Genomic DNA, 20,808 nt, shown 5'->3' with positions numbered 1-20,808 from the left:
AATCTGCGAAATATGTCGCGGGCAGCTGTCAGCTTTAAGTTAACGATAAACAGTGTGTCTGTGTGTGCTGAGTGGTGCTTGTAAAGACGATTGTTTGTTGGTGTATCCCTGCTTCGCAGGGACTGCCGGCTGAAGCGGCAGCTACATGGCTGCGGTGGTTTTGTTTTTCTTACAGCTGACAGCTTAAAGCTTATGGCTGCCGAAGGGGCGGGACAGTTGCCACTCGCCGTTCTGAGCTTTGCAGGCAATATATGCTTCCTGGGTGCCGGTGGGCCGGGTGACTTGCACTGGACGGCAGGTCCGGCCGCTGGCGGCAAAATAAGAAGGACCGGTGGTTACCCGGGCATTGGTACCCCAGAGGCTGGCGGGCAATGTGGTGACAGCTTCACCTGTAGCCGACTCAAGAAAGTGACCGAGCGGGGTATGACCGGATGGAGACGAGATCTCGCTGGATACCGGGTGGCTGGTGCAACCGGACAGGGCCTGAAGAATCAAGGCCATCACAACAGGAAAACGCACTCTGATGCAGGATAGCGACATGGGGAGCAGGCTCTTGTGGTTAGTATGATCGCCAGTAAGTAATGCTGAAGGGGTACGCTACCGCCCTTAGGTTGCAGCCCCTAATCTGCTGATGTCACTGGCTCCTTGTGTACTTCAGTTGCAAATCGTATGGCAGCATTTTTTAAATCGCTGTGTTAATGGTAGAACACTCTTGAAAAACGCGGTGGGCCCGGATGAACGACACTGAGTGACTGGGCTACAGACGGTACACGGCTCCGGCCAGAACTCAGGCTACTTCCTGACTTCTGCCCGGTTTCCTTTCTGCATTCAGGGGAACAGGCTGTGATGTGGGGTGGGAGGGGAGGTTCAGTAGTTGTTGCAGGCGCAGCCAGACTTGACGGCAGGTATTGTCGGGCTCGCAATAAAAACTGCCGTTCAGCTGGGTATTGTGCAGTAAAAAGGCCCTCAGCCGCATGAACAAGTCCACTTTTACCGGTTGTGGAGTGCGCCAGAATCTGGCCAGCGACGTTTGGCTGGTTAGGCCGGGAATATCGTACAGCGCCTTGCCCAGGGTAATGGTGGGCACTTGATGTAACAGTGCCGAGAGACCCACTGTGCTGTTGATCGTGACCACACCCTTGCAATGTGGATAGAGCATCGGCAGCTGCAACTCAAAGCCGTAAAACACCCGGCCTTCCAGATCCAGTTTGGTAGCCAGCTCGTTGATGAGCTCATCGTAGTTGATGTGTCCCCGATCCATGGGGTGGTGTTTGAACAGCAGCACATCCTGCCGTGAGGCACTGGCGGCAAAAGAGCGCATAATGTGCCGAATGGCCTCGGCCATGTCGTTAAAGGGAGAGTGCACTCTGATCTGAAAGTCGTCGGCCACCTGCAGCGGCACCAGAAAGATGCGCCTGGAGTGGCACTTGAGCAGCCATCGCTGCAGGGTCGAATCATGGTGGCGGTGAAGGTACTTGGTATACCAGCCCTTGAGCCAGGCGATGCCTTCCTGCCAGCAATGGCGGTGACGATGGTGCACATAATGCCGGAAGCGCCAGCGGCTGCAGTGCATGCTGAAGTAATAGCGCATGGCGTAAACAATACGACGCCGGTAGTTTGGTCCAACGTCAAATCTCTGTGTGAGCTGCTCGGGGGGAGGCTGGGGCAATTCCTGAGCCAGCTTGCCATACCAGGGGCTGTGGGCATTGACGCCATTTTGCTCCAGGGTAATGTAGTGGGGGCGCAGGTAGCCTTCTTCAAACACAAAAAAGCGAATATTGTGACTCAGACAATAGTGGCGGGCCACGGCATGATATTTTCGGCAGTCACTGTAGCAAAATACCGTATCTATGCGGTGTTCACTGATGTATTGCTGCAAAAAATGGCGCCATTCCTGCAGGGAGCCGGTGTAGTGCACATTGGTGCCTTGGCAGGGCCAGCAGCCGTCGCCACCGTTGAAGTGAATTTTATGGACGGAAATGCCCTGCTCGCTTAAAAAGCGGGAAAAGTGCTGGAAAAAGGGTCCCAGCGGCCCCTGAAGTAACAAGACAGATTCCATTCCAGCCCCTGTTCATGGCCGCATCCAGCAGCTTTCGGCAGTATTTTGTTCAGTATATACCTGATGTTAGGGGATAGAGGAGCCGATCTTCCTTGCCAAAGCGAGGGCTGGAGTTTATTTAATGGTCTGCTGGTCCAGCCCCTTCTGCAATATCAGATCCACCAGGGGCTGTTCGCGTTTGTTGGCGCGCTGGCAGTGGTCCTGCTGAAAGTGGTTGGTCAGCCAGATCACAAAGCGGGCCCAGCGTTTGTTGTCGCGCTCGCGCCAGGCGTGGGACGACACCGACTCCCAGGCGTAGCCGTTGAACACGGAGGCGTTCACAAAGTGATCCAGTGCGCGCACCCCGGCGCGGCCGCGCTCTGTTCGTCCCATAAAGCCCACATAGCAGATGATGAGGTAGCCCACTATGGCCAGGGGCACCACGGCGCACATAAGAATAAAGCCGGCAATGCGTTCTTTCATGCTTCTTGCTTGTTCCTTGGAGTGAGGTTCAGTTGCAGCCCGTTTTCGGAGCGAATGGTCAGCCGGCCCACGGGCTGGGGTTCAAAGCCCTCGGCCAGGCTGATGTGGTAGTGCTGCAGTATGCTCGCCAGTATAAGGCTGGATTCCTGCTGGGCAAAGGCGGCGCCAATGCACACCCGCGGCCCGGCGCCAAAGGGCAGGTAAGACTTGCTGAGCGGGGTTTTCAGCTGTTTGCCGGTAAAGCGGTAGGGGTCAAAGTCGTGGGGCTTGTGCCAGTAGTCCTGGTGGCGGTGAATAAGCCAGGGGGAGATCATCACCGAGCTGCCGGCCTTCATTTTTTTGTCGCGCATCTCGGTGGCGTGAGCGCACTCGCGGGACAGAAAACCCACCGGCGGGTACAGCCGCAGGGCCTCGCGGAATACGTCGCGCACCAGCACCATTTTGCGCAGGGCTTCCACGCTCATGGGCTGTTCGGCCAGCACCCGGGTGACTTCTTCATGGGCGTCTTGCTGTATGTGCGGATGGGTGGCCAGCAAATAGAGCGACCAGGTCAGCGAGCTGGCGGTGGTTTCGTGCCCGGCCAGAAACAGCATGGACACCTGATCCACAATTTCATCAAAGCCAAAGGGCTGGCCGCTGGTTTTATCCGTGGTCAGCAGCAGGGAAGACAGAATGTCCTGCCGGTTTTCCAGTTCTGCCTGTGATTGCGGGCAGCCGGCGCGGGCGGCCTCGGCCTGCCGGTAGCGCGGACGAATAATGTCTTCTATGGTGCCGCGAATCTCCTGTGCCGCCGCTAGGCGTTTGCGCTCGCTGGCGCCCCGCTGCAAAAAGCCGGGCAGGCGGAACATTTTCTTCAGCGCCAGTTTGGGAGACTCGGCCTGAAAGCGCACAAAGGCGTTGAGAATGCGGTTGGCCTGCTCTTCGTTAAGTTTCGCCGACATAATGGTGCGAAAGATGATGTCGGCGGTAACAAAGGTCATTTCCGGATCTATGTCCTGCCCGGGCTGGTGGCGTTTAAGTCGCTCCAGCATGTCGGTGACGGCGCTTTGCATCAGCCCGAACACCTGCTGCACCCGGGCGTGTTTAAAGGCCGGATCGAGCATGTCCCGCTGCTTTTGCCACTGTTCGCCGTTGGTGGTGAAAATGCTTTCTCCCAGCAGCGGCTCGAGAATGTCGCCCAGCATTTTGTTTTTTGGAAAGTCGGCCATGTTCTGCACCATGACCTTTCGCACCAGCTCGGGCTGGTTCACCATATACAGGGTGAGCCCGGGCAGCCTGTATTCGCCCATTTTCATGCCGTAGCTGCGCTCGTACAGGGCATCCAGCCAGGAATGACGTTTGGTAAAAAACACCTTCCACAGCGAGGCCTTGCTTTTGGCGGGCTTGGGAAACACCGGGCAGCTCATGTGTGCTCCTTCAGCTGGCAGGCAATGGCATCGGGCCCGGCGGTAAAGGCGAAAAAGTCGTAGGGGCCGGGCTTGTCGGTGGCCATCAGATACAAAAAGTGCATGGTATACCAGGCCCGGCGCAGTTTTTTATAGTGCGTCGGGTGGTAGAGGGTGAAAAAGCGGGGTGAAAGCATGCGAGGGCCGGCATCGGGTGCGCAGATCTGGCCGCAGGAAGTCACCGGATTGAGCAGGGGAAAGCAGGCGCCGTCGGTGGGGGCGGTGTAGTCCAGCCACAGCAGCTGTTTATGTTGCCCCAGCTGCCTGAGGGCGGCGCGAAAGTCGCCGGCGGCATGGTGAAAGCTCACCAGCGGAATGCAGTGGCCCAGGGTGATCAGCACCACCCGCTGGTTGGCCAGCTTGGCCGGATCCTGTATTTGCTGCAGGGCCTGCGCCAGGGCCGGGATCACCATCATGGTGCCCACGCTGTGGGCGATGATCACTACTTCGTCGTTGGCCTCGTCGTTGATGGCTTCGGCCATGTGGCGGGCAAAGGTATTGATGCGGGGCGTCAGCTCGGGGATACGGCCTCTGGCCCAACGGGCCGAGAAGGCGTAGATGCGCAGCAGCCAGAACACCGCCAGCTTGTTGCCCAGATATTTGCTGGTGTGCATCAGCGCGGCGGTCAGCACCAGGCCGGCGGGCAGTTGTGCTCCTTGCCAGGGCAGTTGCCCCGCCAGGCCCGTGGCCAGCCAGAGGGAGAGCAACAGGCTCAGCAGCAGGTAAAGGGCGGGGTAGGTGCCGGCCATCAGCTGTTTGGGCGAGGCCTTGGCAAAGGCAATAAAACGGCCGGAAAGCAGGTAGGCCTGAATAAAACAGACGAGGTCGCTGAGTATTTCCAGCCAGCCTCTGGCCCAGTGGCGGCGCACTATGTCGTCCCAGCCCAGGTAGCTGTAACGGGTGCGGGTGTGTTCGGTATTGAGTTGCCAGTGATGGGCATGGTCGCGGCCACGCTGGCGGCCGGACACCTCTATATGCAGTCCGTTGGTGCTGGCCTGCAGTGCCGACTGGCTTTGGTAAAGGCGGTGATAGTGACCCGCGCCGCGCGGATCAAAGCCGTGAAGATAAAATACTCGGCGCTGTTTAATGCGGGCCAATCCGTGGTTCCTGACTGGGTAAAAACCGCAGACAGCCTACCCAAAAAAGGGGTCGGAGTCATTTTTTTAAAAATGACTCCGACCCCTTTTTATCATGACTTCAGGGCGTAGGGGCAGTCTGGTGGTAAGGCTCGATATGGGAGCCAGCGAACAGTTCTTTCCCCGCCACTACGGTCTTTTCGACCGCCACATCCCGCAGGTGCAGGGGATCGACTGCCAGCGGATCCTCGGCCAGCACAACCATGTCGGCCACCTTGCCCACTTCAATGGAGCCCCGCTCATGCTCATCAAAGGTCAGGTAGGCCGGGCCTTGGGTATAGGCCCTGATGGCTTCCTCGACCTTGATGGCTTCTTCGGCGCCATAGACCTTGCCGTCGTATCCCATGCGGGTGGTTGCCGCCCAGATGCCGAGCAGAGGGCCATGGGGAAGTCCATCCGAGCCATAGGCTATCTTGATACCGTGATCCAGCAGCGAGCGCTGGGGATTCTGCCGTTCCAGGCGGTTGCCACTGACCGCCGCCAGCATGAAGGCGTTGTTGTAGTAGGTATAGTTGGGCTGGGTATCGACAATGATATCGAGTTCGGCGATCTTGGCCAGGGTCTTTTCGGGTGGCCGAATGGTCAGGTGATGCAGGTGGTGACGATGGTCTTCCCTCGGGCTTTCCTTCAGGATCCGCTCCAGTACCTCCACCGCCTGCACCACGGCGGCATCGCCAATAGTATGGATACCCAGCTGCCAGCCCAGCTCGTGGGCGCGTTTGCTCACCCTGTACAGGCTGTCCTCGGGGATGACGGTGACTCCGTTGAAATCGCCCTTCTGGTTTTCCCAGGGACCCCGTTCATCGAAGCGCACTTTGCTGTCGTAGGGTTTGAGGGTTCGGAAATCCGGTACCGCAATGGCGCCATCCATGGCCATCTTGATTGCACCCAGTTTCAGCCGATCATTACCGACCCCGGTATGAAAGCCGAGTCCTTCGATTTCCGCCAGACTGGCCTCAACATTGTCATAGCCGGGGAACAGGAAGACTTGCAGGGTTGCCCGGGGCAGCTCCTCGCCCCAGCGGGCGTAGACATCCTGAATGAGGCGCAGTTCATGGGGGCGAACCCCGGCGACATTGACGCTGGTCACGCCCATGGGCGGGAACTTCTTCAGCTGGGCACGCAGATTTTCCCGTGCGCTGTCATCGTGCAATGCCGACTTGGGGATAACCCCGAGGGCATAACGCCGGGCTCCCATGGTCAGTACCCCCAAGGGCTCTCCCTGTTCATCTCGGACAATCAGGCCGTCTTTGGGGTCGGGTGTTTCCTTGCTCAGGCCGGCCAGCTTGATGGCCTGAGAATTGAGCGTCAGCTTGAGCACGCCACAGGCCAGCATCACCGGGTGATCTGGCACTATGGCATCCAGCTCCCAGCGGTTGGGCATCGCCATATGGCAGTAGGGACGGTTCATCACCCCTACCAGCCATTCTCCGGCCGGCGTGTTGGCGGCCTGTTCGGTCAATATCCTGTTGAGTTGATTCGGGGCGGGCACATTGAAGGTGGCGCCGAATGGCCGGACGCCGGTACCCAAATGGATATGTCCATCATAGAAGCCGGGTAGCAGTGTCTTACCTTGCAGGTCAACCTGTTTGGTGTCGGCTGAGGCCAGAGCCTGAATGTCACTGTTGCTTCCGACCGCCATGATGCGGCCATTCTTCAGCGCGACCGCCTCGGCGATATCGAAGCTTTCATTGACGGTGATCACCTTGGCGCTGTGATAGATGGCATCGGCCACGCCATCTGGATTGCCGGCGGCTGCGCCGTATGCCATGAGCGGAGCCATGGCCAGCGTCAGGCGGGCAAGCTTGCGCATTACATTTTTCATATATTCCTCTTTAACGTCCGTTTTGACTCTGATTCAGATCGACTGGGCTGATGGTGAGCCGCATAAGCCTTTCCTTTCGAAAGCGGGAAGTGCGCAAGGCAAATTGTTAACAACATTTGTAATTATATTTAGCATTTTTCACATATGATACGATTATGCCGGGTGATTTTAGGACCAGTTGCTTGCCTATGCTGGAGCCAGGGGGGGAGGAATGAGCGCCTTCATTGAAGCTGGATATATGGATGACCAGTCGTCGTTTTTTCATGGGTTCCGGCGGGAAAGCAGCTCTTTTATCATCAATAGGTCTAACTGGCGGGGCTGTTACTTGTTCCCATGGCGGTGTCATGCCACAATCGGCCCCCAATTGTGAATGACTAATCAATAAGAGGACGCTGTTATGCGCATCGTTTTGCTGGGTGCTCCGGGCGCGGGTAAGGGAACACAAGCTCAGTTCATCATGGAGAAGTTCGGTATTCCGCAAATCTCGACGGGCGACATGCTGCGTGCCGCTATCAAGGCCGGCACTCCGCTGGGCCTCAAGGCCAAGGAAGTGATGGACAAGGGCCAGCTGGTGTCTGACGACATCATTATTGGCCTGGTAAAAGAGCGCATCAGCCAGGACGACTGCGCCAAGGGCTTTTTGCTCGACGGCTTCCCCCGCACCATTCCCCAGGCCGACGCCATGAAGGAAGCCGGTGTGGAAGTGGACCATGTGCTCGAGTTCGCCGTGCCCGACGAGGAAATCGTCAAGCGCATGAGCGGCCGCCGCGTGCACCCGGGCTCCGGCCGGGTTTATCACCTGGTGTATAACCCGCCCAAGGTGGAAGGCAAGGACGATGTGACCGGTGAAGATCTGGTGATCCGCGCCGACGACGAAGAAAGCACCGTTCGCAAGCGTCTGGCGGTTTATCACGAGCAGACTGCACCGCTGATCGATTACTACAAGCAAGAAGCCGACGCCGGCCGCACTCAGCACCACAAGGTGGACGGCACTCAGTCGGTGGAAGCGGTCAGCAGCGAGCTGAGCGAGATCCTGGCTTAAGCCGGTTATTGTTCAAGCCGGGCCTGTGAAGGTCCGGCTTTTTGTTGTTTGTAAGAGGCAGGTAACAAGGTGAAAACAGGCGTTTTACTGGTCAATCTGGGTACGCCTTCCGCCCCGACCCCGGCGGCGGTAAAGGCCTTTCTCAGTCAGTTTCTGCACGACTACCGGGTGGTGGACTTGCCCCGCTCGCTCTGGTGTCCGGTGTTGCACGGCATTATTCTGCCGTTTCGTTCGCCCAAGGTGGCCAAACTCTACAAATCCATCTGGTGGCCGGAAGGCTCGCCGCTGATGGTGGTGAGCCAGCGCCAGCAGGCGGCGCTGGCAAAGGCGCTGCAGGATGAAGGCATAGACGTGCCGGTGGCGCTGGGCATGAGTTACGGCGAGCCGTCCATTGCATCGGCCTGGCAGCAGCTTAAGGATCAGAGCGTAGACCGGGTGATTGTGCTGCCGCTCTATCCGCAATATTCCGTCAGCACCACGGCCTCTGTGTTCGACAGCTGGGCAAAGCTGATGAAGCAGGAGCGGCTGGTGCCGGCGCTGCGGTTTGTACATAACTACCACGACTTCAGCGGTTATATCAGCGCCCTGGCCGACTCGGTGCGGGCCCACTGGCAGGAGCACGGCCGTGGCGACATGCTGCTGCTCTCCTACCACGGCATTCCCAAGCGCTTTGAAAACCAGGGGGATCCTTACGGTCACCAGTGTCATCGCACCTCCGAGCTGCTGGCCGAGGAGCTGGGGCTGGAGCCGCACCAGTGGCGCACCACTTTTCAGTCGCGTTTTGGCCGTGAAGAGTGGCTCAAGCCCTATACCGACGAAACCATGAAGGCACTGCCGAAGGAAGGCATTAAAAAGCTGGACGTGATCTGCCCGGCCTTTTCTGCCGACTGCCTGGAAACCCTGGAAGAGATTGCCGAGCAGAACCGGGAACTCTTTCTCAAGGCCGGAGGGGAGGAATACCGTTATATTCCCGCCCTGAACGACAACCCGGCGCATATTCGCATGCTGGTGGATCTGGTCTGCCGCGAGCTGGTGTGACACAGGCCCATTCGGCTCAACAAAAACCGGCGTTGCTTAACCGCAACGCCGGTTTTTTTATTGCTCGTCAATTGCTCAATACCGCTCAGTGCAGCGGGCAGGCCGGCACTGCCGGGCCGATCACAAAAAGGCGCGCACCGCCTTGCCGCTGAGGCAAAAAGGTTCCATCTTGCTGTTGCCAGCACACCACGGCGGCAATGGCCGGGCTGGCCAGGGCCTGTTGCAGCTGGGCCGGACTCAGGCGGTGGGCGTCCACCACCCGGGCGGGGTTGATGCCGGCAGCAAGCAGACGCTGCCGGCACAGCCGGGCAGGGGCGTTGGCCACCAGGATCCAGCCGCTGTTGCCATGGCTGAGGGCCGCCAGCCGGGCAAGCAGCCCGGGCTGTGGTGTGGTGCCGAGCGCGGCGGTGGTGCAGCGGGGCAAGGCCTGCTGCGACGGGATCAGTGCCTGCTTGCGGATTGACGGAAGGTTCATCATAGTTCGGCCCTGCCTGTTATTTACTGTGTATATATACAGTATTCGCCAAGGGCGGACTGGTCAATATTTAACTGGATAAATTTACAGTGTTTCGATCATGCCGGCAGTGATGCCGGCCTGTTACCAGCAGGAGAGCAAAATGGACAAAGCGCAACTGGAACGAATGGATACCCACATGGTGCTGAGCATTCTCAATGAAAAACTGCGCATCGAATGCGACAGCCTGGACGCCCTGTTGTCGCGCTACGAGCTGGACGGCGGCTGGGTGAGCGCGCGCATGGCGCAAATTGGCTATCGTTACGACTGCAACAGCAACCAGTTTCGGGCGGCGTCCCGCTGACAGGCCGGCTTGCCCTTGAACAGACCAGACCGGACTGCCATAGTCCGGTTTTTTTATTGCAGGAGAACATCATGGACGCGGAATTCTGGCATCAGCGCTGGCAAACCTCCCGTATCGGTTTTCATCAGAATGAGATTAACGCCCACTTGCGGGCCTGCTGGCAGCGCACCGATGCGCTGCCGGGCGCCGAGGTGCTGGTGCCCCTGTGTGGCAAAAGCCGCGACATGCACTGGCTGGTGGAGCAGGGGCACGGTGTGGCCGGTTTTGAGCTGTCGCCGCTGGCGGTGGAAGACTTTTTTACGGAAGCGGGGCTTCAGCCGCAGCGCATGGCCGAGGGGCCGTTCACCTGCTGGCAGCAGGGGCCGCTGCGTTTGTATGAAGGCGATTTCTTTCAGGCCGGAGCCCTTGGGCGGCAGTTTGAACTGGCCTACGACCGGGCGGCCCTGATCGCGCTGCCACCGGCCATGCGCCCGGGCTACGCGGCGCTGATGGCGAGCCTGATGAGCTCAGCGGGCCGGGTGCTGCTGGTGACCGTCAACCACGACTCGGTAAAGGGCCAGCAGCCGCCCTTTGCGGTGAACGAGGCCGAGGTGCGCACCCTGTTTGAGCCGTACTTTGAGGTGGAGCTGCTGGCGCACACCCGTGAAGGATCGCAAAACCGCCGGGTGGTGGCGGGGGAGTGCACCTTTTTTGATGAACTGTGTTTTTTGCTGACGCGACGTTGAACGGCTGTTATGGGGTGTGGATCACATTGTTAAATAATTGAGAAGCAACTCCGGTTTTTGACTCTTTTTTCAGTGTAATATTCCAATTGTGTCTTTTGGTGCAAAATCTTTGTCTGTAAAATAACTATTCATCGGGCACTGAATCTTGTGCTGTATTATGCGCTGCTCTCCGTTCTTTATGCACTTGCGGCGAGGGGAGGTCAGCCTGTTCACGATTACTGATTTACATTCACGCCGGGGCGGAGCCCGGCGGCAAGGAGTATTCATGGAAAAAACGCTGACGAAACCGGCGAGCGTCACCCGCAACTGGCTGATGTTCCTGCTGCCGTCGCTGGCAGGGATCCTGCTGTTTATGACCCCGGTCAGCTACAACGGCGACCTGACCATTATGATCGCGGTGCTGGCCAAGAGTGTGCAGGCCATGCTGGGCGAGCAGTTGCCGGCCATTGTGACCGGGCTGGTGACCCTGTCGGCCTTGCTGACCGTGCTGGGCACCCTGGTCAGGCCGGCCCCGATCAGGAACAGTGTCTTTCTCAATACCCTGTTCAATGTCAGCCCGGTGTGGCTGGTGAGCCGGGTGCTGGGCGCGGTGTTTGTGCTGCTGGTGCATTTTCAGGCTGGCCCCGAAATGCTCTACAGCGGCGACACCGGCGGCCTGGTGCTGAACGATCTGCTGCCGGTGCTGTTTTCCGTGTTTATTTTTGCCGGCCTGTTGCTGCCGCTGCTGCTCGACTTTGGCCTGCTGGAGCTGGTGGGCACCCTGCTGACCCGCATTATGCGGCCGGTGTTCCGGCTGCCCGGTCGCTCGGCGGTGGACTGCATGGCGTCCTGGCTGGGAGATGGCAGCGTGGGCATTTTGCTCACCAGCAAGCAGTATGAAGGTCATCATTACACCCAGCGGGAAGCGGCGGTGATCGGCACCACCTTCTCGGCGGTGTCCATTACCTTCAGTCTGGTGGTGCTGGCCCAGGTGAAGCTGGAGCACATGTTCCTGCCATTTTACGGCGCCGTGTGTCTGGCCGGCATTGTGGCCGCCATTGTGGTGCCACGGCTGCCGCCCCTGTGCTGGAAAAAAGACACCTTTATTAACGGCGAGTCGCGCCCGGCCGGTACCGAGGCGACCCCCGAGGGCTATTCCCGTCTGCGCCATGGTCTGGAGCTGGCGCTGGCCCGGGCCGAGCGGGTGGAAAGCCTGGGTCAGGTGGCCCGTGCCGGTGTGCACAATGCCCTGGACATGCTGCTGGGTGTGCTGCCGGTGGTGATGGCCTTTGGCACCCTGGCGCTGGTGGTGGCGGAAACCACACCGCTGTTTGCCTGGCTGGGCATGCCCTTTGTACCGCTGCTGGAGCTGCTGCAGATCCCCGAGGCGGCTGCAGCGTCCCAGACCATGGTGGTGGGCTTTGCCGACATGTTTATTCCGGCCATTCTGGCCACTTCCATTGAAAGCGACATGACCCGCTTTGTGATTGCCGCCCTGTCGGTGACCCAGCTGATCTACATGTCGGAAGTGGGTGCCCTGCTACTGGGCAGCAAGATCCCGGTGAACATAGTGGAGCTGTTTGTCATCTTTCTGATGCGTACCCTGGTTACCCTGCCGGTGATCGCCCTTATCGCCCACCTGGTGTTCTGATAAAAAGGGGTCGGAGTCAATTAAGGGTCGGAGACATTTTTGCTCTCTCAAAGCAAAAATGTCTCCGACCCCTTTTAAAAAATTGACTCAGACCCCTTTTATTTTTCTCCTGCTATCTTTGTTTATAACGTGAGCAAGGGGATGCGAGGATGCCCAGAAGAAAACGGTGTTATTTGCCCGGGGTGCCCAGCCATGTGGTGCAGCGCGGCAACAACCGGCAGGACTGTTTCTTTTCCGACGAAGACAGAGGCTTTTACATCAAAACGCTGACCCGGGCCCTTGAGCGTTTTGACGTGGAGCTTCACGCCTATGTGCTGATGACCAACCATGTGCATTTATTGATGACCCCCTCCAGCGAGGATGGCATCTCGAAGGTGATGCAGGCCCTTGGCAGAAGTTATGTCGGCTATATCAACCATCGCTATCAGAGAACCGGCACCCTGTGGGAAGGCCGGCACAGGTCGAGTCTTATCGACAGTGAACCCTACCTGCTGACTTGCCAGCGCTACATTGAGCTGAATCCGGTGCGGGCCGGCATGGTGGCCTATCCGGGGCAGTATTTCTGGTCCAGTTATCAGAGTAATGTCAATGGCAGGGCCATTAGCTGCATTACGCCCCACGATATTTATCTGCGGCTGGGCAACAGCAGTTCAGCCAGGCAAAAGGCCTACCGAAGCCTGTTTGAAGAAGGCTTTCCCGAAGCGGATCTGGAGCATCTGCGGGAGTGCCTGAAGCACAACTACCCCTTGGGAGAAGAGGGGTTCGAGCAGCGTATTCAGCAACAGGCCCGGGTACAGGTGGGCAACCTGCACCAGGGGCGACCAAAGAGGGTGGAAAAATGACTCCGACCCCTTTTAGTCAGTCGGTGCTGGACTTCTGGTTTGAGGAGCTTACGCCGGCCCAGTGGTGGCGCAAGGATGCAGGGCTGGATGCCCGCATTGCCGAGCGCTTTGGTGCGCTGCATGAGCGGGCCTGCAAAGGCGAGCTGTTTGAATGGCGTGTTTGCATGCAGGGACGGCTGGCGGAGGTGATTGTGCTGGATCAGTTTTCCCGCAATATTCACCGGGGTAAACCGGCATCCTTTGCCGCCGACGGCATGGCCCTGGCGCTGGCTCAGGAGGCCATCAGCCGGGGGGCCGAGCGGGCGTTAACGGCGCAGCAGCGGCTGTTTTTGTATATGCCGTTCATGCACAGTGAGTCGCTGGCAATTCATGATCAGGGGCTGGTTCTGTTTGAACGGCTGGGGCTGGCCGACAATCTCGACTTTGAACATCGTCACCGGGATATTATTCAGCGCTTTGGCCGCTATCCGCATCGCAACGCCATTCTCGGGCGGCCGTCCACCCCCGAGGAGCTGGAATTCCTCAGGCAGCCCGGCTCGGGGTTTTAAAAAAAGGGGTCGGAGTCGTTTTTAAAAGGGGTCGGAGACATTTTAATTAATTGACTCCGACCCCTTTTATTTTACTGCTGTTGGATGGCCCAGATCTGGAAGGCGCGGCGGGTGTCGGCGTCGGCGGCGTTCCACCAGTGCTGCAGCATTTCCATGGCGTCGGCGTCCACCACGGCGTCACCGAATTTTTCCTGGGCGGCGGCCACGGCGGCTTCGGTGCGACCGTTAAAGGCCTGGCGGGTTTCCTTCAGGTGCTGCTGAATGCCGCCGGCGGTGTCCAGGCCGGCAGGCATGGGGATCACGGAGAGCTCGGCGTCAACGCGCTGGCCGGTGCGCTTGTCCACCACGGTCAGCTGCTCGGGCTGCTCGCGCAGAAACTGCTTGGCCAGCTGGTAGTTGAGCGGCTTGTTAAAGTCGATGGTCAGCTCGGCGTCGGCGGGCACCTGGTCCAGCTCGATGATCACCGGGTCGCCATTCAGCACCCGTATTTCGGAGCGGTTGGAGAAATCACTGGTGTAGCCAATGGCCAGCTGGTTTTTGCCTTCATTCAGGGTCACTTCATGAATGTTTTTGGCAATGGTGTCGGCGGTTTTTTCGCCGTTTACCAGAAAGATCTGATAAGGCTGCTGAGCTTCAAAGGTGGCGGCGCTGGCGCCAAAGGAAAGACCGGCCGCAGCCAGGGCGGCGAGAGATACACGCAGTTTCATATAGGTAGGGCTCCTGAGCCATTCTGCCCGTTTCGGGCGTCACGTTATGTATTAAACCGGAAGATTGTGACAATTTATAAAACCGGGCGCAATTACCAACGTCGCCATATGGTTCATGTTTCACGCTCAAACGGCGGCAGGGCATTCAGCAGCGCCGGGCCATAGCGGCGGGTAAGCAGGCGCCGGTCCAGCAGCACAATGCGGCCCCGGTCGGTTTCGGTGCGCAGCAGCCGGCCGCAGGCCTGAATAAGCTTGCGCGAGGCCTCGGGCACGGTGAGCTGCATAAAGGGGTTGCCGCCGCTCAGGCTTATCCATTCGGCCATGGCTTCTTCCACCGGCGAGGTGGGCACCGCAAAGGGCAGCTTGGTGATGATCAGGTTGGTGAGGTAATGGCCGGGTAGATCCAGCCCCTCGGCAAAGCTGCCGGTGCCAAACAGCACGCTGGGCTGGCCGCCGTCGCACTTCATGCGGTGCAGCTCCAGCAGCGCCTGGCGGCCGGCCTCGCCCTGCACCAGCAGGCTGTGCCCCTTGCCGCGCAGGGCCTTGGCCACGGCGTTCATCTGCCGGTAGGAGGAAAACAGTACCAGACTGGCCTGTTCGCCTTCAAGCCAGCGGGGAATTTCCTCCACCAGCAGCTCATCAAAGCCCGCATCCTGAGGTTCGCAGGGCAGGGGCGGAATAATCAGCCGTGAGCCGGGGTAGTCAAAGGGCGAGTTCAGCCGCAGATACTGGCTGCCGTCGTCGGCGCGCAGGCCCACGGCCCGGCGAAAATAACTGAAGTCGTTGAGGGCGGTAAAGGTGGCCGACACCATCACCACCGCCGCCGCCCGGGACCAGCACCACTGCTCCAGCAAGTGGCCCACCGCCAGCGGGGTGGCGCACAGGGTAATGTCGTGTTTGCCCTGCTCCAGCCAGCGCGCCGGCGGGGTTTGTTTGGGGCCCACCGCCTTGAGCATCAGCTCGCACAGCCCCAGGGCCTCGTCGGCATACAGTTGTTGCAGGCTGACCGCCGCCATGGCCCCCGATACCGTACTGTTGCCCGGTTGCTGCTTGAGTGCCTCGGCAAGCTGGTTTTGCAGCCGGCTCAGGCCCTGAGCCAGCTGTTTGTGCTCGTCTTTCAGGGCGGTGAGGGCATGGCTCAGCAGCTCGGGCAGCTCGCCGGCGGCAAAACGCAGGCAACCCTGCTCGTCGGGGGCCAGCTCGCCCCGGCGGGTGGCTGCCTGCAGCTGTTTATGAAGTTCGCTCAGGGAAGGAATCAGCTGCTGCAGCGCCTGCTGGCTGCGGTTGACGGCGTTCTGGCCGTCTTCCTTTAGCGCCGTGGCCAGGCCCGGCAGCTGTTTGTTGAACTGCTCCAGATTGCGCCGGGCGCTGCGCAGGGTCAGCCTGGCCGATCCCTGCTCCCGGGCGATATGGGCAATGTGGTGGGCTTCGTCCAGCACATACACGCACTGCTCCGGCTCGGGCAGAATAATGCCGCCGCCCATGGCCAGATCCGCCAGCAACAGGGCGTGGTTCACCACAATCACGTTTACCTTGTCCAGCTCGGCCCGGGCCAGGTGAAAGGGGCAGTGGCGGTGCCCCAGCTGAGGCTGGCAGCTGTGGCGTTCGGTCTGGATTTGTTGCCAGAGTGCATCGGCAATGGGCTCGGCCCAGCTGTCCCGGTCGCCGGCCCAGTCACCGGCTTCCAGTGCCCGCCACAGCCCGGCCAGTTGTTGCTGCTGGGCGGGGGAGAGGGCCTCGGCGGCCTCAAACATGCTTATCTGGCCTTCACCCTGCATCAGACTCTGCAGCCGCTGCCGGCAGCAGTAGCGGGCCCGGCCCTTGGCCAGGGCAAAGGTAAAGGACGGCTGGCAGTGGGGCTGAAACAGCGGCAGATCCTTGTTCACCAGCTGTTCCTGCAGCGCCAGGGTGGCGGTGGAGATCACCACTGTTTTGTTGTTGAGCCGGGCCCAGGGAATGCAGGCCTGCAGATAGGCCAGCGACTTGCCAATGCCGGTGCCGGCCTCGGCCACCAGAATGCGCCGGGCGGGATCGTACTGACCCAGCAGCACCTTGCCGATTTCCGCCACCAGAAAGTTCTGCTCCCGTCTGGGCTTAAACCCCTGAATTGACTGGCTTAACTGACGGTAGTTGGACCGCACAAGGGCGCGGTAATCGGTGTTTTGCATGGCGGTTTTCCAGTATAAAATACGGCCACAAGTATATCCCGTAGTCGGTTATATGCCAGTTGCAATATGCAAAGGCGTAAACGGGATCTTGATCACACTTGCGTGGCGAGTGAGCACAACTGTCATAAAAAGTTCCCGCGATTTTGTTGCACGGGCAAAAACCCGGTGATAGGCTGCTCGCCATAGTAACGCTAGCGTTGCTAACACAGGGAATAACAAGGACTTAGTGTTTAATTACAGTAGGCAAATAAAATCATGAAAAAAACGATTCTTGCACTGACCATCCCCGCGCTGTTCGCCACCTCCGCCAGCGCCGTGACCGTATACTCCGACGAAGGCAGCCAGGTTGATCTGTACGGCCGCGTTCAGTTTGACGCCGGTGAATTTGGTTATCAGGGCGATATTGAAGAGTCTGGCGCCGACAAGGCCGAAAACTTCGGTACCAATGGCTCCGCTCGTCTGGGTGCTAATATCAAGTACAACCTGAACAACGACGTTGACCTGATCGGTAAGCTGGAATGGCAGGTCGCTGCCGAAGGCGGTGATGGCAACAAATTTGCTGCTCGTTACGCCTGGGCCGGTTTCCGCTTTATGGATACCACCGATCTGACCTTTGGTCGCAGCGTGAACCCGACTGCTCAGGTGATTTACTTCACCGACGTTTTCAACAAGTTTGGTGCTGCTACCACCTATAACAGCGCCCTTGAAATCTCCGACAAGGTTGACGACCAGATGATGCTGGCTTACGCCGCCAACGGTGTTGATCTGCGTGCCGCCTATGCCTTTGCCGATGCCGACAAGAAAGATGGTAACACCGGTAAGAAAGACCAGTGGTCTGCTTCTGCCGGCTATACCGCTCCCTTCGGTCTGGGCGTAGCTGCGGCCTATGAACAGCAGAACTTTGGTGATGGCTCTACTCCTGCTACTGCAGTTCTGGATGCTACCGCGCCAGGTGGTGTAAAAATTAATCCAGCTAAGACTGGTAATGGCGATGTTCAGCTTGACGCTTGGTACCTTGGTGTAAACTACAGCATCGACGGTTTCTACTTCGCCGCTGTTTATAACCAGAAAGAAGAAAAAGATAACACCAGCAAACTGGAAACCGAAGGTTACGAACTGCACGCTCAGTACAATGTAGACGCCTGGACTCTGATGGCTCAGTACGCCAAGGAAGAAGCCGATGATAATGCTGGCTTTAAGTGGGACAGCGTTGACAGCATCACTCTGGGCGCTCAGTATGACCTGACCTCCAAGGCCAAGCTGTATGCCGAGTACGTAATCTCTGATTCCGAGACTCTGGATGACAATGGTCTGGTTACTAAAGACGACCTGTACGGCGTTGGTATCCAGTACAACTTCTAATCTGCTGTTTAGCTGATGACGAAGCAAAAAGCCGGCGTAAGCCGGCTTTTTTAATGCCTGTGGTTCAGGTTGAAGCAGTTTAGAGCCTTATGCCGGTGTAGGCCCCAATTTATTGGGGCAACCCTTTTGGCTGGGCGCACTTTTGCCCGGTTAAAACCGGGCCTACAATGCCATCCAGTCCCCAGTCCCCAGTCCCCAGTCCCCAGTCCCCAGTCCCCATTCCCTGGCATTGTGCCCAGAGGTTGCCTCGTTGCGGCAAGTCGCGGGCAGGCTGCCCGCGCTCCATCAGAGCGTCCAGCTGGCGTGCTGCGCCTTTTGGTATTTATCTTCACAGTCATCGCAGCGTTGCCGGCAGGGGTCGTCCAGCAACTGGGGCGGCGCCAGCTCGGCTTCGCAGTCGCTGCACAGGCCATAGAGCCCCAGCTGCCACTGGCACAGGGCGGCATCTACTCGACGCAGGACCATTATCTGGGGCTGCAGTTGCGGCCAGGCGGTCAGGGCGGGGTAATCGGCCCATTCGTCGGGCGGCACCTGTTTCAGCTGCCCGGCAAGCGCTGCATCCAGTTTGTGCAGTGTGTGCAAAAAACTGCTGCGGCAGTCTTCAGCCACCGCCAGCAGCCGCTGTTCCAGCTCGTGCTCGGTAATATTGTTATGCATGATGATATCCAGTCTGTGGAATACGACCATCAGTATAAAATTGGTCACTTGTTAACATCATGATGCAAATCAACAGAAAGCTGTAAGCCGCCCCCTTCGGGGAGCCCCCCGAAGGGGAGCTGTAAGCTGTCAGCTTTAAGCTGTAAGCAGCCCGGCGTAGACGGATATTACTGTATGGTGCCTGTAAATTTGGTGGTTTACTTCAAACTGAGCCTGGCTATCAGTCACAACTATAAGCCTCCAAGTATCACCACTTACAGCTTAAAGCTTACAGCTGCTTGCGAAGCAAGCTTCGGATTTCATCGGTGTGCTTCAGGGTGCGTATGGCGGTGAACAGCTCCCGGGCCTGGGGGTACTGGAGCTTGAGGTAGTTCAGCCACTGCTTGATGCGGTTGGGGTAATACACTGCCTTGTTGCCTTCCACTTCCAGCGCCGAGTAGTCCAGCAGCAGCTCAATGACTGCGGCCCAGCTCATGGGGGCGGCGCCGGTTTTAATGGTGTCGGCCAGGTTGGGCAGGGCCAGGGCGCCGCGGCCCAGCATCACATTCTGGCAGCCGCTTTCGGCCCGGGCCTGAGTGGCGTGGTCGGCGTTCCAGATCTCGCCGTTGACCGTGACCGGAATGGCGAGCCGTTGTTGTATTTCCGCCACCAGCGGCCACCAGGCCGGCGGGCGGTAGCCGTCCTTCTTGCTGCGGGCGTGCACCGCCAGCTCGCTGATGCCGGCTTCGGCCAGGGCCTGGCTGTTTTCCAGATAGCTGTCGCGGGCTTCCAGCCCGAGGCGGATCTTGGCGCTCACCGGCAGATGAGCGGGCACGGCGGCACGCACGGCGCGGCCAATGCGGTAAAGCTGCTCGCTGTCGGCCAGCAGGGCGGCGCCGCCCCTGTGCTTGTTCACGGTTTTGGCCGGGCAGCCAAAGTTGAGATCAATGCCTTCAGCCCCCAGCCGGCAGGCCTGATCGGCGTTTTCCGCCAGCCAGTCCGGCTCCTGGCCCAGCAGCTGAATGCGCACCGGGGTGCCGGCGGGGGTTTTGCAGCCCTGGTGCAGCTCGGGGCACAGGCGGTAAAACACTCTGGGGGGCAGGCGCATGTCCACTACCCGCACAAACTCGGTGACACACAGATCAAAGGGATTGAGGCGGGTGAGCAGATCCCGCATTAAATGGTCGAGCACCCCTTCCATCGGGGCCAGGGTCAGGCGCATGGCAGTCACTACATCAATAAAAGCGGGCAGTGTACAGGCTTGCGGGCAAAGCGTGAAGCCGGTGCCGGGCCCGGTTTTTGCAAACGAATTTTGCTATAGTGCGCCTAACAGGGTTTGTACTTGCAGGAGCGCGCCATGCGACTTTTATTTGCACTGCTGGGTGGCCTTTCGCTGGGGCTGGGCGTGCTGGGGGCCTTTTTGCCGGTGCTGCCCACCACGCCCTTTGTGCTGTTGTCTGCATTTTGCTTTGGCAAGTCGTCTCCTCGCGTGCATGCCTGGCTGGTGAATCACCGCTGGTTTGGCGGCATGATACGCGACTGGCAAACCCACCGGGGGCTGCGCCCTCATGTGCGCCGCCGGGCGCTGTGGCTGATGGCGGCCAGTTTTGCGCTGTCCATTTATCTGGTGCCGGTGTGGTGGGTGCGCGGCCTGCTGGTGCTCACCTTTATGGCCCTGGCGCTGTGGATGCTGCGGCTGCCGGCGGTGCCCGAGCGCCCCGCGGTTGCAATGGAGCAGACGAGGCCCTAAGATTTCACCCCTTAATTCAATGCCATGCCCGCGTTCACCGGGCCCGACGAGGCAGCCAGACTTCAATGAAACAAGACACCCTCAAGCTGATTGCGAACAGCATCGTTTCCATTCCCGACTACCCCAAACCCGGCATCGTGTTTCGGGACATTACCGGCCTGGTGGAAAACGGCGAGGCCTTTCGCCTGACCATAGAAACCCTGGTGGAGCACTACCGGCATTCGGGCGTGAGCAAGGTGCTGGGCACCGAGGCCCGGGGCTTTATTTTTGGCGCCCCGGTGGCGGCGGCCCTGGGCGTGGGCTTTGTGCCGGCGCGCAAGCCGGGCAAACTGCCCCGGGAAGTGGTGGAAGTGCCTTATGAACTGGAATATGGCACCGACACCCTGCAGATCCATGCCGACTCCATTGAGCCCGGCGAAAAGGTGCTGATCATCGACGATCTGCTGGCCACCGGCGGCACGGTGGAAGCGGCGGTCAAGCTGGTGCGCCGCTGCGGCGGCGAGGTGCAGGACGCGGCCTTTGTGATTGGTCTGCCGGCCCTGGGCGGCATAGAGCGGCTCAACAGGCTGGGCGTGCGCGTGACCAGCCTGGTTGAATTTGACGGCCACTAAGCCC

At 59.1% G+C, this 20,808-nt stretch carries 21 protein-coding genes; 10 read left to right on the top strand and 11 right to left on the bottom strand.

Translation table 11 applies throughout. The features are described from left to right. Window positions 1–183 precede the first annotated feature (183 nt). The 6 genes from DA373_RS10255 to DA373_RS10230 all read right to left on the bottom strand — a co-directional run bounded on the left by DA373_RS10255 (window position 184) and on the right by DA373_RS10230 (window position 6,927). Window positions 184–501, bottom strand: coding sequence for a DVU3141 family protein (locus DA373_RS10255; protein ID WP_232821251.1), 318 nt, complete (start codon window positions 499–501; stop codon window positions 184–186). Between the two features lie 286 nt (window positions 502–787). Then, complete coding sequence (locus tag DA373_RS10250; protein ID WP_107852216.1) at window positions 788–2,059, bottom strand: capsule biosynthesis protein; 1,272 nt, start codon at window positions 2,057–2,059, stop codon at window positions 788–790. Between the two features lie 114 nt (window positions 2,060–2,173). Further along, a complete protein-coding gene (locus tag DA373_RS10245) occupies window positions 2,174–2,521 on the bottom strand; it encodes a hypothetical protein (protein ID WP_107852215.1) in 348 nt (115 codons plus the stop codon). Further along, window positions 2,518–3,927 carry a cytochrome P450 gene (locus DA373_RS10240; protein ID WP_107852214.1) on the bottom strand — a complete coding sequence of 470 codons (1,410 nt, stop codon included), beginning with the start codon at window positions 3,925–3,927 and terminating at the stop codon, window positions 2,518–2,520. Before DA373_RS10240 ends, DA373_RS10245 begins: the two co-directional genes overlap by 4 nt. Further along, window positions 3,924–5,063: a hypothetical protein gene (locus DA373_RS10235; RefSeq protein WP_107852213.1), complete on the bottom strand. Its 1,140-nt coding sequence runs from the start codon at window positions 5,061–5,063 to the stop codon at window positions 3,924–3,926. Before DA373_RS10235 ends, DA373_RS10240 begins: the two co-directional genes overlap by 4 nt. 100 nt (window positions 5,064–5,163) lie before the next feature. Next, the gene (locus tag DA373_RS10230; protein ID WP_107852212.1) at window positions 5,164–6,927 is read right to left on the bottom strand and encodes an amidohydrolase; all 1,764 of its coding nucleotides are present in this window, start codon (window positions 6,925–6,927) and stop codon (window positions 5,164–5,166) included. A 397-nt stretch (window positions 6,928–7,324) separates the two neighbouring features. Between DA373_RS10230 and adk the strand changes: the two genes are divergently transcribed. Further along, window positions 7,325–7,969: an adenylate kinase gene (adk, locus tag DA373_RS10225; protein WP_107852211.1), complete on the top strand. Its 645-nt coding sequence runs from the start codon at window positions 7,325–7,327 to the stop codon at window positions 7,967–7,969. 69 nt (window positions 7,970–8,038) lie between these two features. Then, window positions 8,039–9,007, top strand: a complete 969-nt coding sequence (gene hemH, locus DA373_RS10220; RefSeq protein ID WP_107852210.1) for a ferrochelatase — start codon at window positions 8,039–8,041, stop codon at window positions 9,005–9,007. 85 nt (window positions 9,008–9,092) lie between these two features. Here hemH and DA373_RS10215 read toward each other — a convergent pair whose 3' ends face one another. Beyond that, on the bottom strand, window positions 9,093–9,485 hold the full coding sequence (locus tag DA373_RS10215) for a cell division inhibitor (RefSeq protein ID WP_107852209.1): 393 nt from the start codon (window positions 9,483–9,485) through the stop codon (window positions 9,093–9,095). A 139-nt stretch (window positions 9,486–9,624) separates the two neighbouring features. On the opposite strand from DA373_RS10215, the gene DA373_RS10210 reads away from it, so the two are divergent. From DA373_RS10210 to DA373_RS10190, 5 genes are all read left to right on the top strand, one after another. Further along, window positions 9,625–9,825 (top strand): DUF4250 domain-containing protein, encoded by a 201-nt coding sequence (locus tag DA373_RS10210; RefSeq protein ID WP_107852255.1) that lies wholly within the window; start codon window positions 9,625–9,627, stop codon window positions 9,823–9,825. A 71-nt stretch (window positions 9,826–9,896) separates the two neighbouring features. Next, entirely contained in the window at window positions 9,897–10,550 is a 654-nt protein-coding gene (locus DA373_RS10205) for a thiopurine S-methyltransferase (RefSeq protein ID WP_107852208.1), read from the top strand. Window positions 10,551–10,815: 265 nt separating this feature from the next. Then, the gene (locus tag DA373_RS10200) at window positions 10,816–12,180 is read left to right on the top strand and encodes a YjiH family protein (RefSeq protein ID WP_107852207.1); all 1,365 of its coding nucleotides are present in this window, start codon (window positions 10,816–10,818) and stop codon (window positions 12,178–12,180) included. A gap of 149 nt (window positions 12,181–12,329) precedes the next feature. Then, the gene (locus tag DA373_RS10195) at window positions 12,330–13,022 is read left to right on the top strand and encodes a transposase (protein ID WP_107852206.1); all 693 of its coding nucleotides are present in this window, start codon (window positions 12,330–12,332) and stop codon (window positions 13,020–13,022) included. Beyond that, a complete protein-coding gene (locus DA373_RS10190; protein WP_107852205.1) occupies window positions 13,019–13,570 on the top strand; it encodes a DUF924 family protein in 552 nt (183 codons plus the stop codon). The genes DA373_RS10195 and DA373_RS10190 overlap by 4 nt, the downstream gene beginning before the upstream one ends. Window positions 13,571–13,641: 71 nt before the next feature. On the opposite strand, the gene DA373_RS10185 is transcribed toward DA373_RS10190, so the two are convergent. Continuing rightward, a complete protein-coding gene (locus DA373_RS10185) occupies window positions 13,642–14,277 on the bottom strand; it encodes a YccT family protein (protein WP_107852204.1) in 636 nt (211 codons plus the stop codon). 113 nt (window positions 14,278–14,390) lie between these two features. After that, complete coding sequence (dinG, locus tag DA373_RS10180; protein WP_107852203.1) at window positions 14,391–16,445, bottom strand: ATP-dependent DNA helicase DinG; 2,055 nt, start codon at window positions 16,443–16,445, stop codon at window positions 14,391–14,393. A 255-nt stretch (window positions 16,446–16,700) separates the two neighbouring features. Between dinG and DA373_RS10175 the strand changes: the two genes are divergently transcribed. Beyond that, complete coding sequence (locus DA373_RS10175) at window positions 16,701–17,807, top strand: porin (protein WP_107852202.1); 1,107 nt, start codon at window positions 16,701–16,703, stop codon at window positions 17,805–17,807. Between the two features lie 285 nt (window positions 17,808–18,092). Here DA373_RS10175 and DA373_RS10165 read toward each other — a convergent pair whose 3' ends face one another. Together DA373_RS10165 and DA373_RS10160 are read right to left on the bottom strand one after the other, a co-directional pair. Next, the gene (locus DA373_RS10165) at window positions 18,093–18,464 is read right to left on the bottom strand and encodes a transcriptional regulator, TraR/DksA family protein (RefSeq protein ID WP_107852254.1); all 372 of its coding nucleotides are present in this window, start codon (window positions 18,462–18,464) and stop codon (window positions 18,093–18,095) included. Between the two features lie 268 nt (window positions 18,465–18,732). Next, a complete protein-coding gene (locus tag DA373_RS10160) occupies window positions 18,733–19,665 on the bottom strand; it encodes a tRNA-dihydrouridine synthase (RefSeq protein ID WP_107852200.1) in 933 nt (310 codons plus the stop codon). Between the two features lie 135 nt (window positions 19,666–19,800). On the opposite strand from DA373_RS10160, the gene DA373_RS10155 reads away from it, so the two are divergent. Together DA373_RS10155 and apt are read left to right on the top strand one after the other, a co-directional pair. Then, a complete protein-coding gene (locus DA373_RS10155) occupies window positions 19,801–20,193 on the top strand; it encodes a YbaN family protein (protein ID WP_107852199.1) in 393 nt (130 codons plus the stop codon). 65 nt (window positions 20,194–20,258) lie between these two features. Beyond that, window positions 20,259–20,804, top strand: a complete 546-nt coding sequence (apt, locus tag DA373_RS10150; RefSeq protein WP_107852198.1) for an adenine phosphoribosyltransferase — start codon at window positions 20,259–20,261, stop codon at window positions 20,802–20,804. Window positions 20,805–20,808 lie beyond the last annotated feature (4 nt).

Origin of the sequence: Oceanimonas marisflavi, assembly GCF_003049725.1 — a bacterium.
GTDB classification, from domain to species: Bacteria; Pseudomonadota; Gammaproteobacteria; order Enterobacterales; family Aeromonadaceae; genus Oceanimonas; species Oceanimonas marisflavi.
This window is presented reverse-complemented; position numbering and strand designations above follow the sequence as displayed.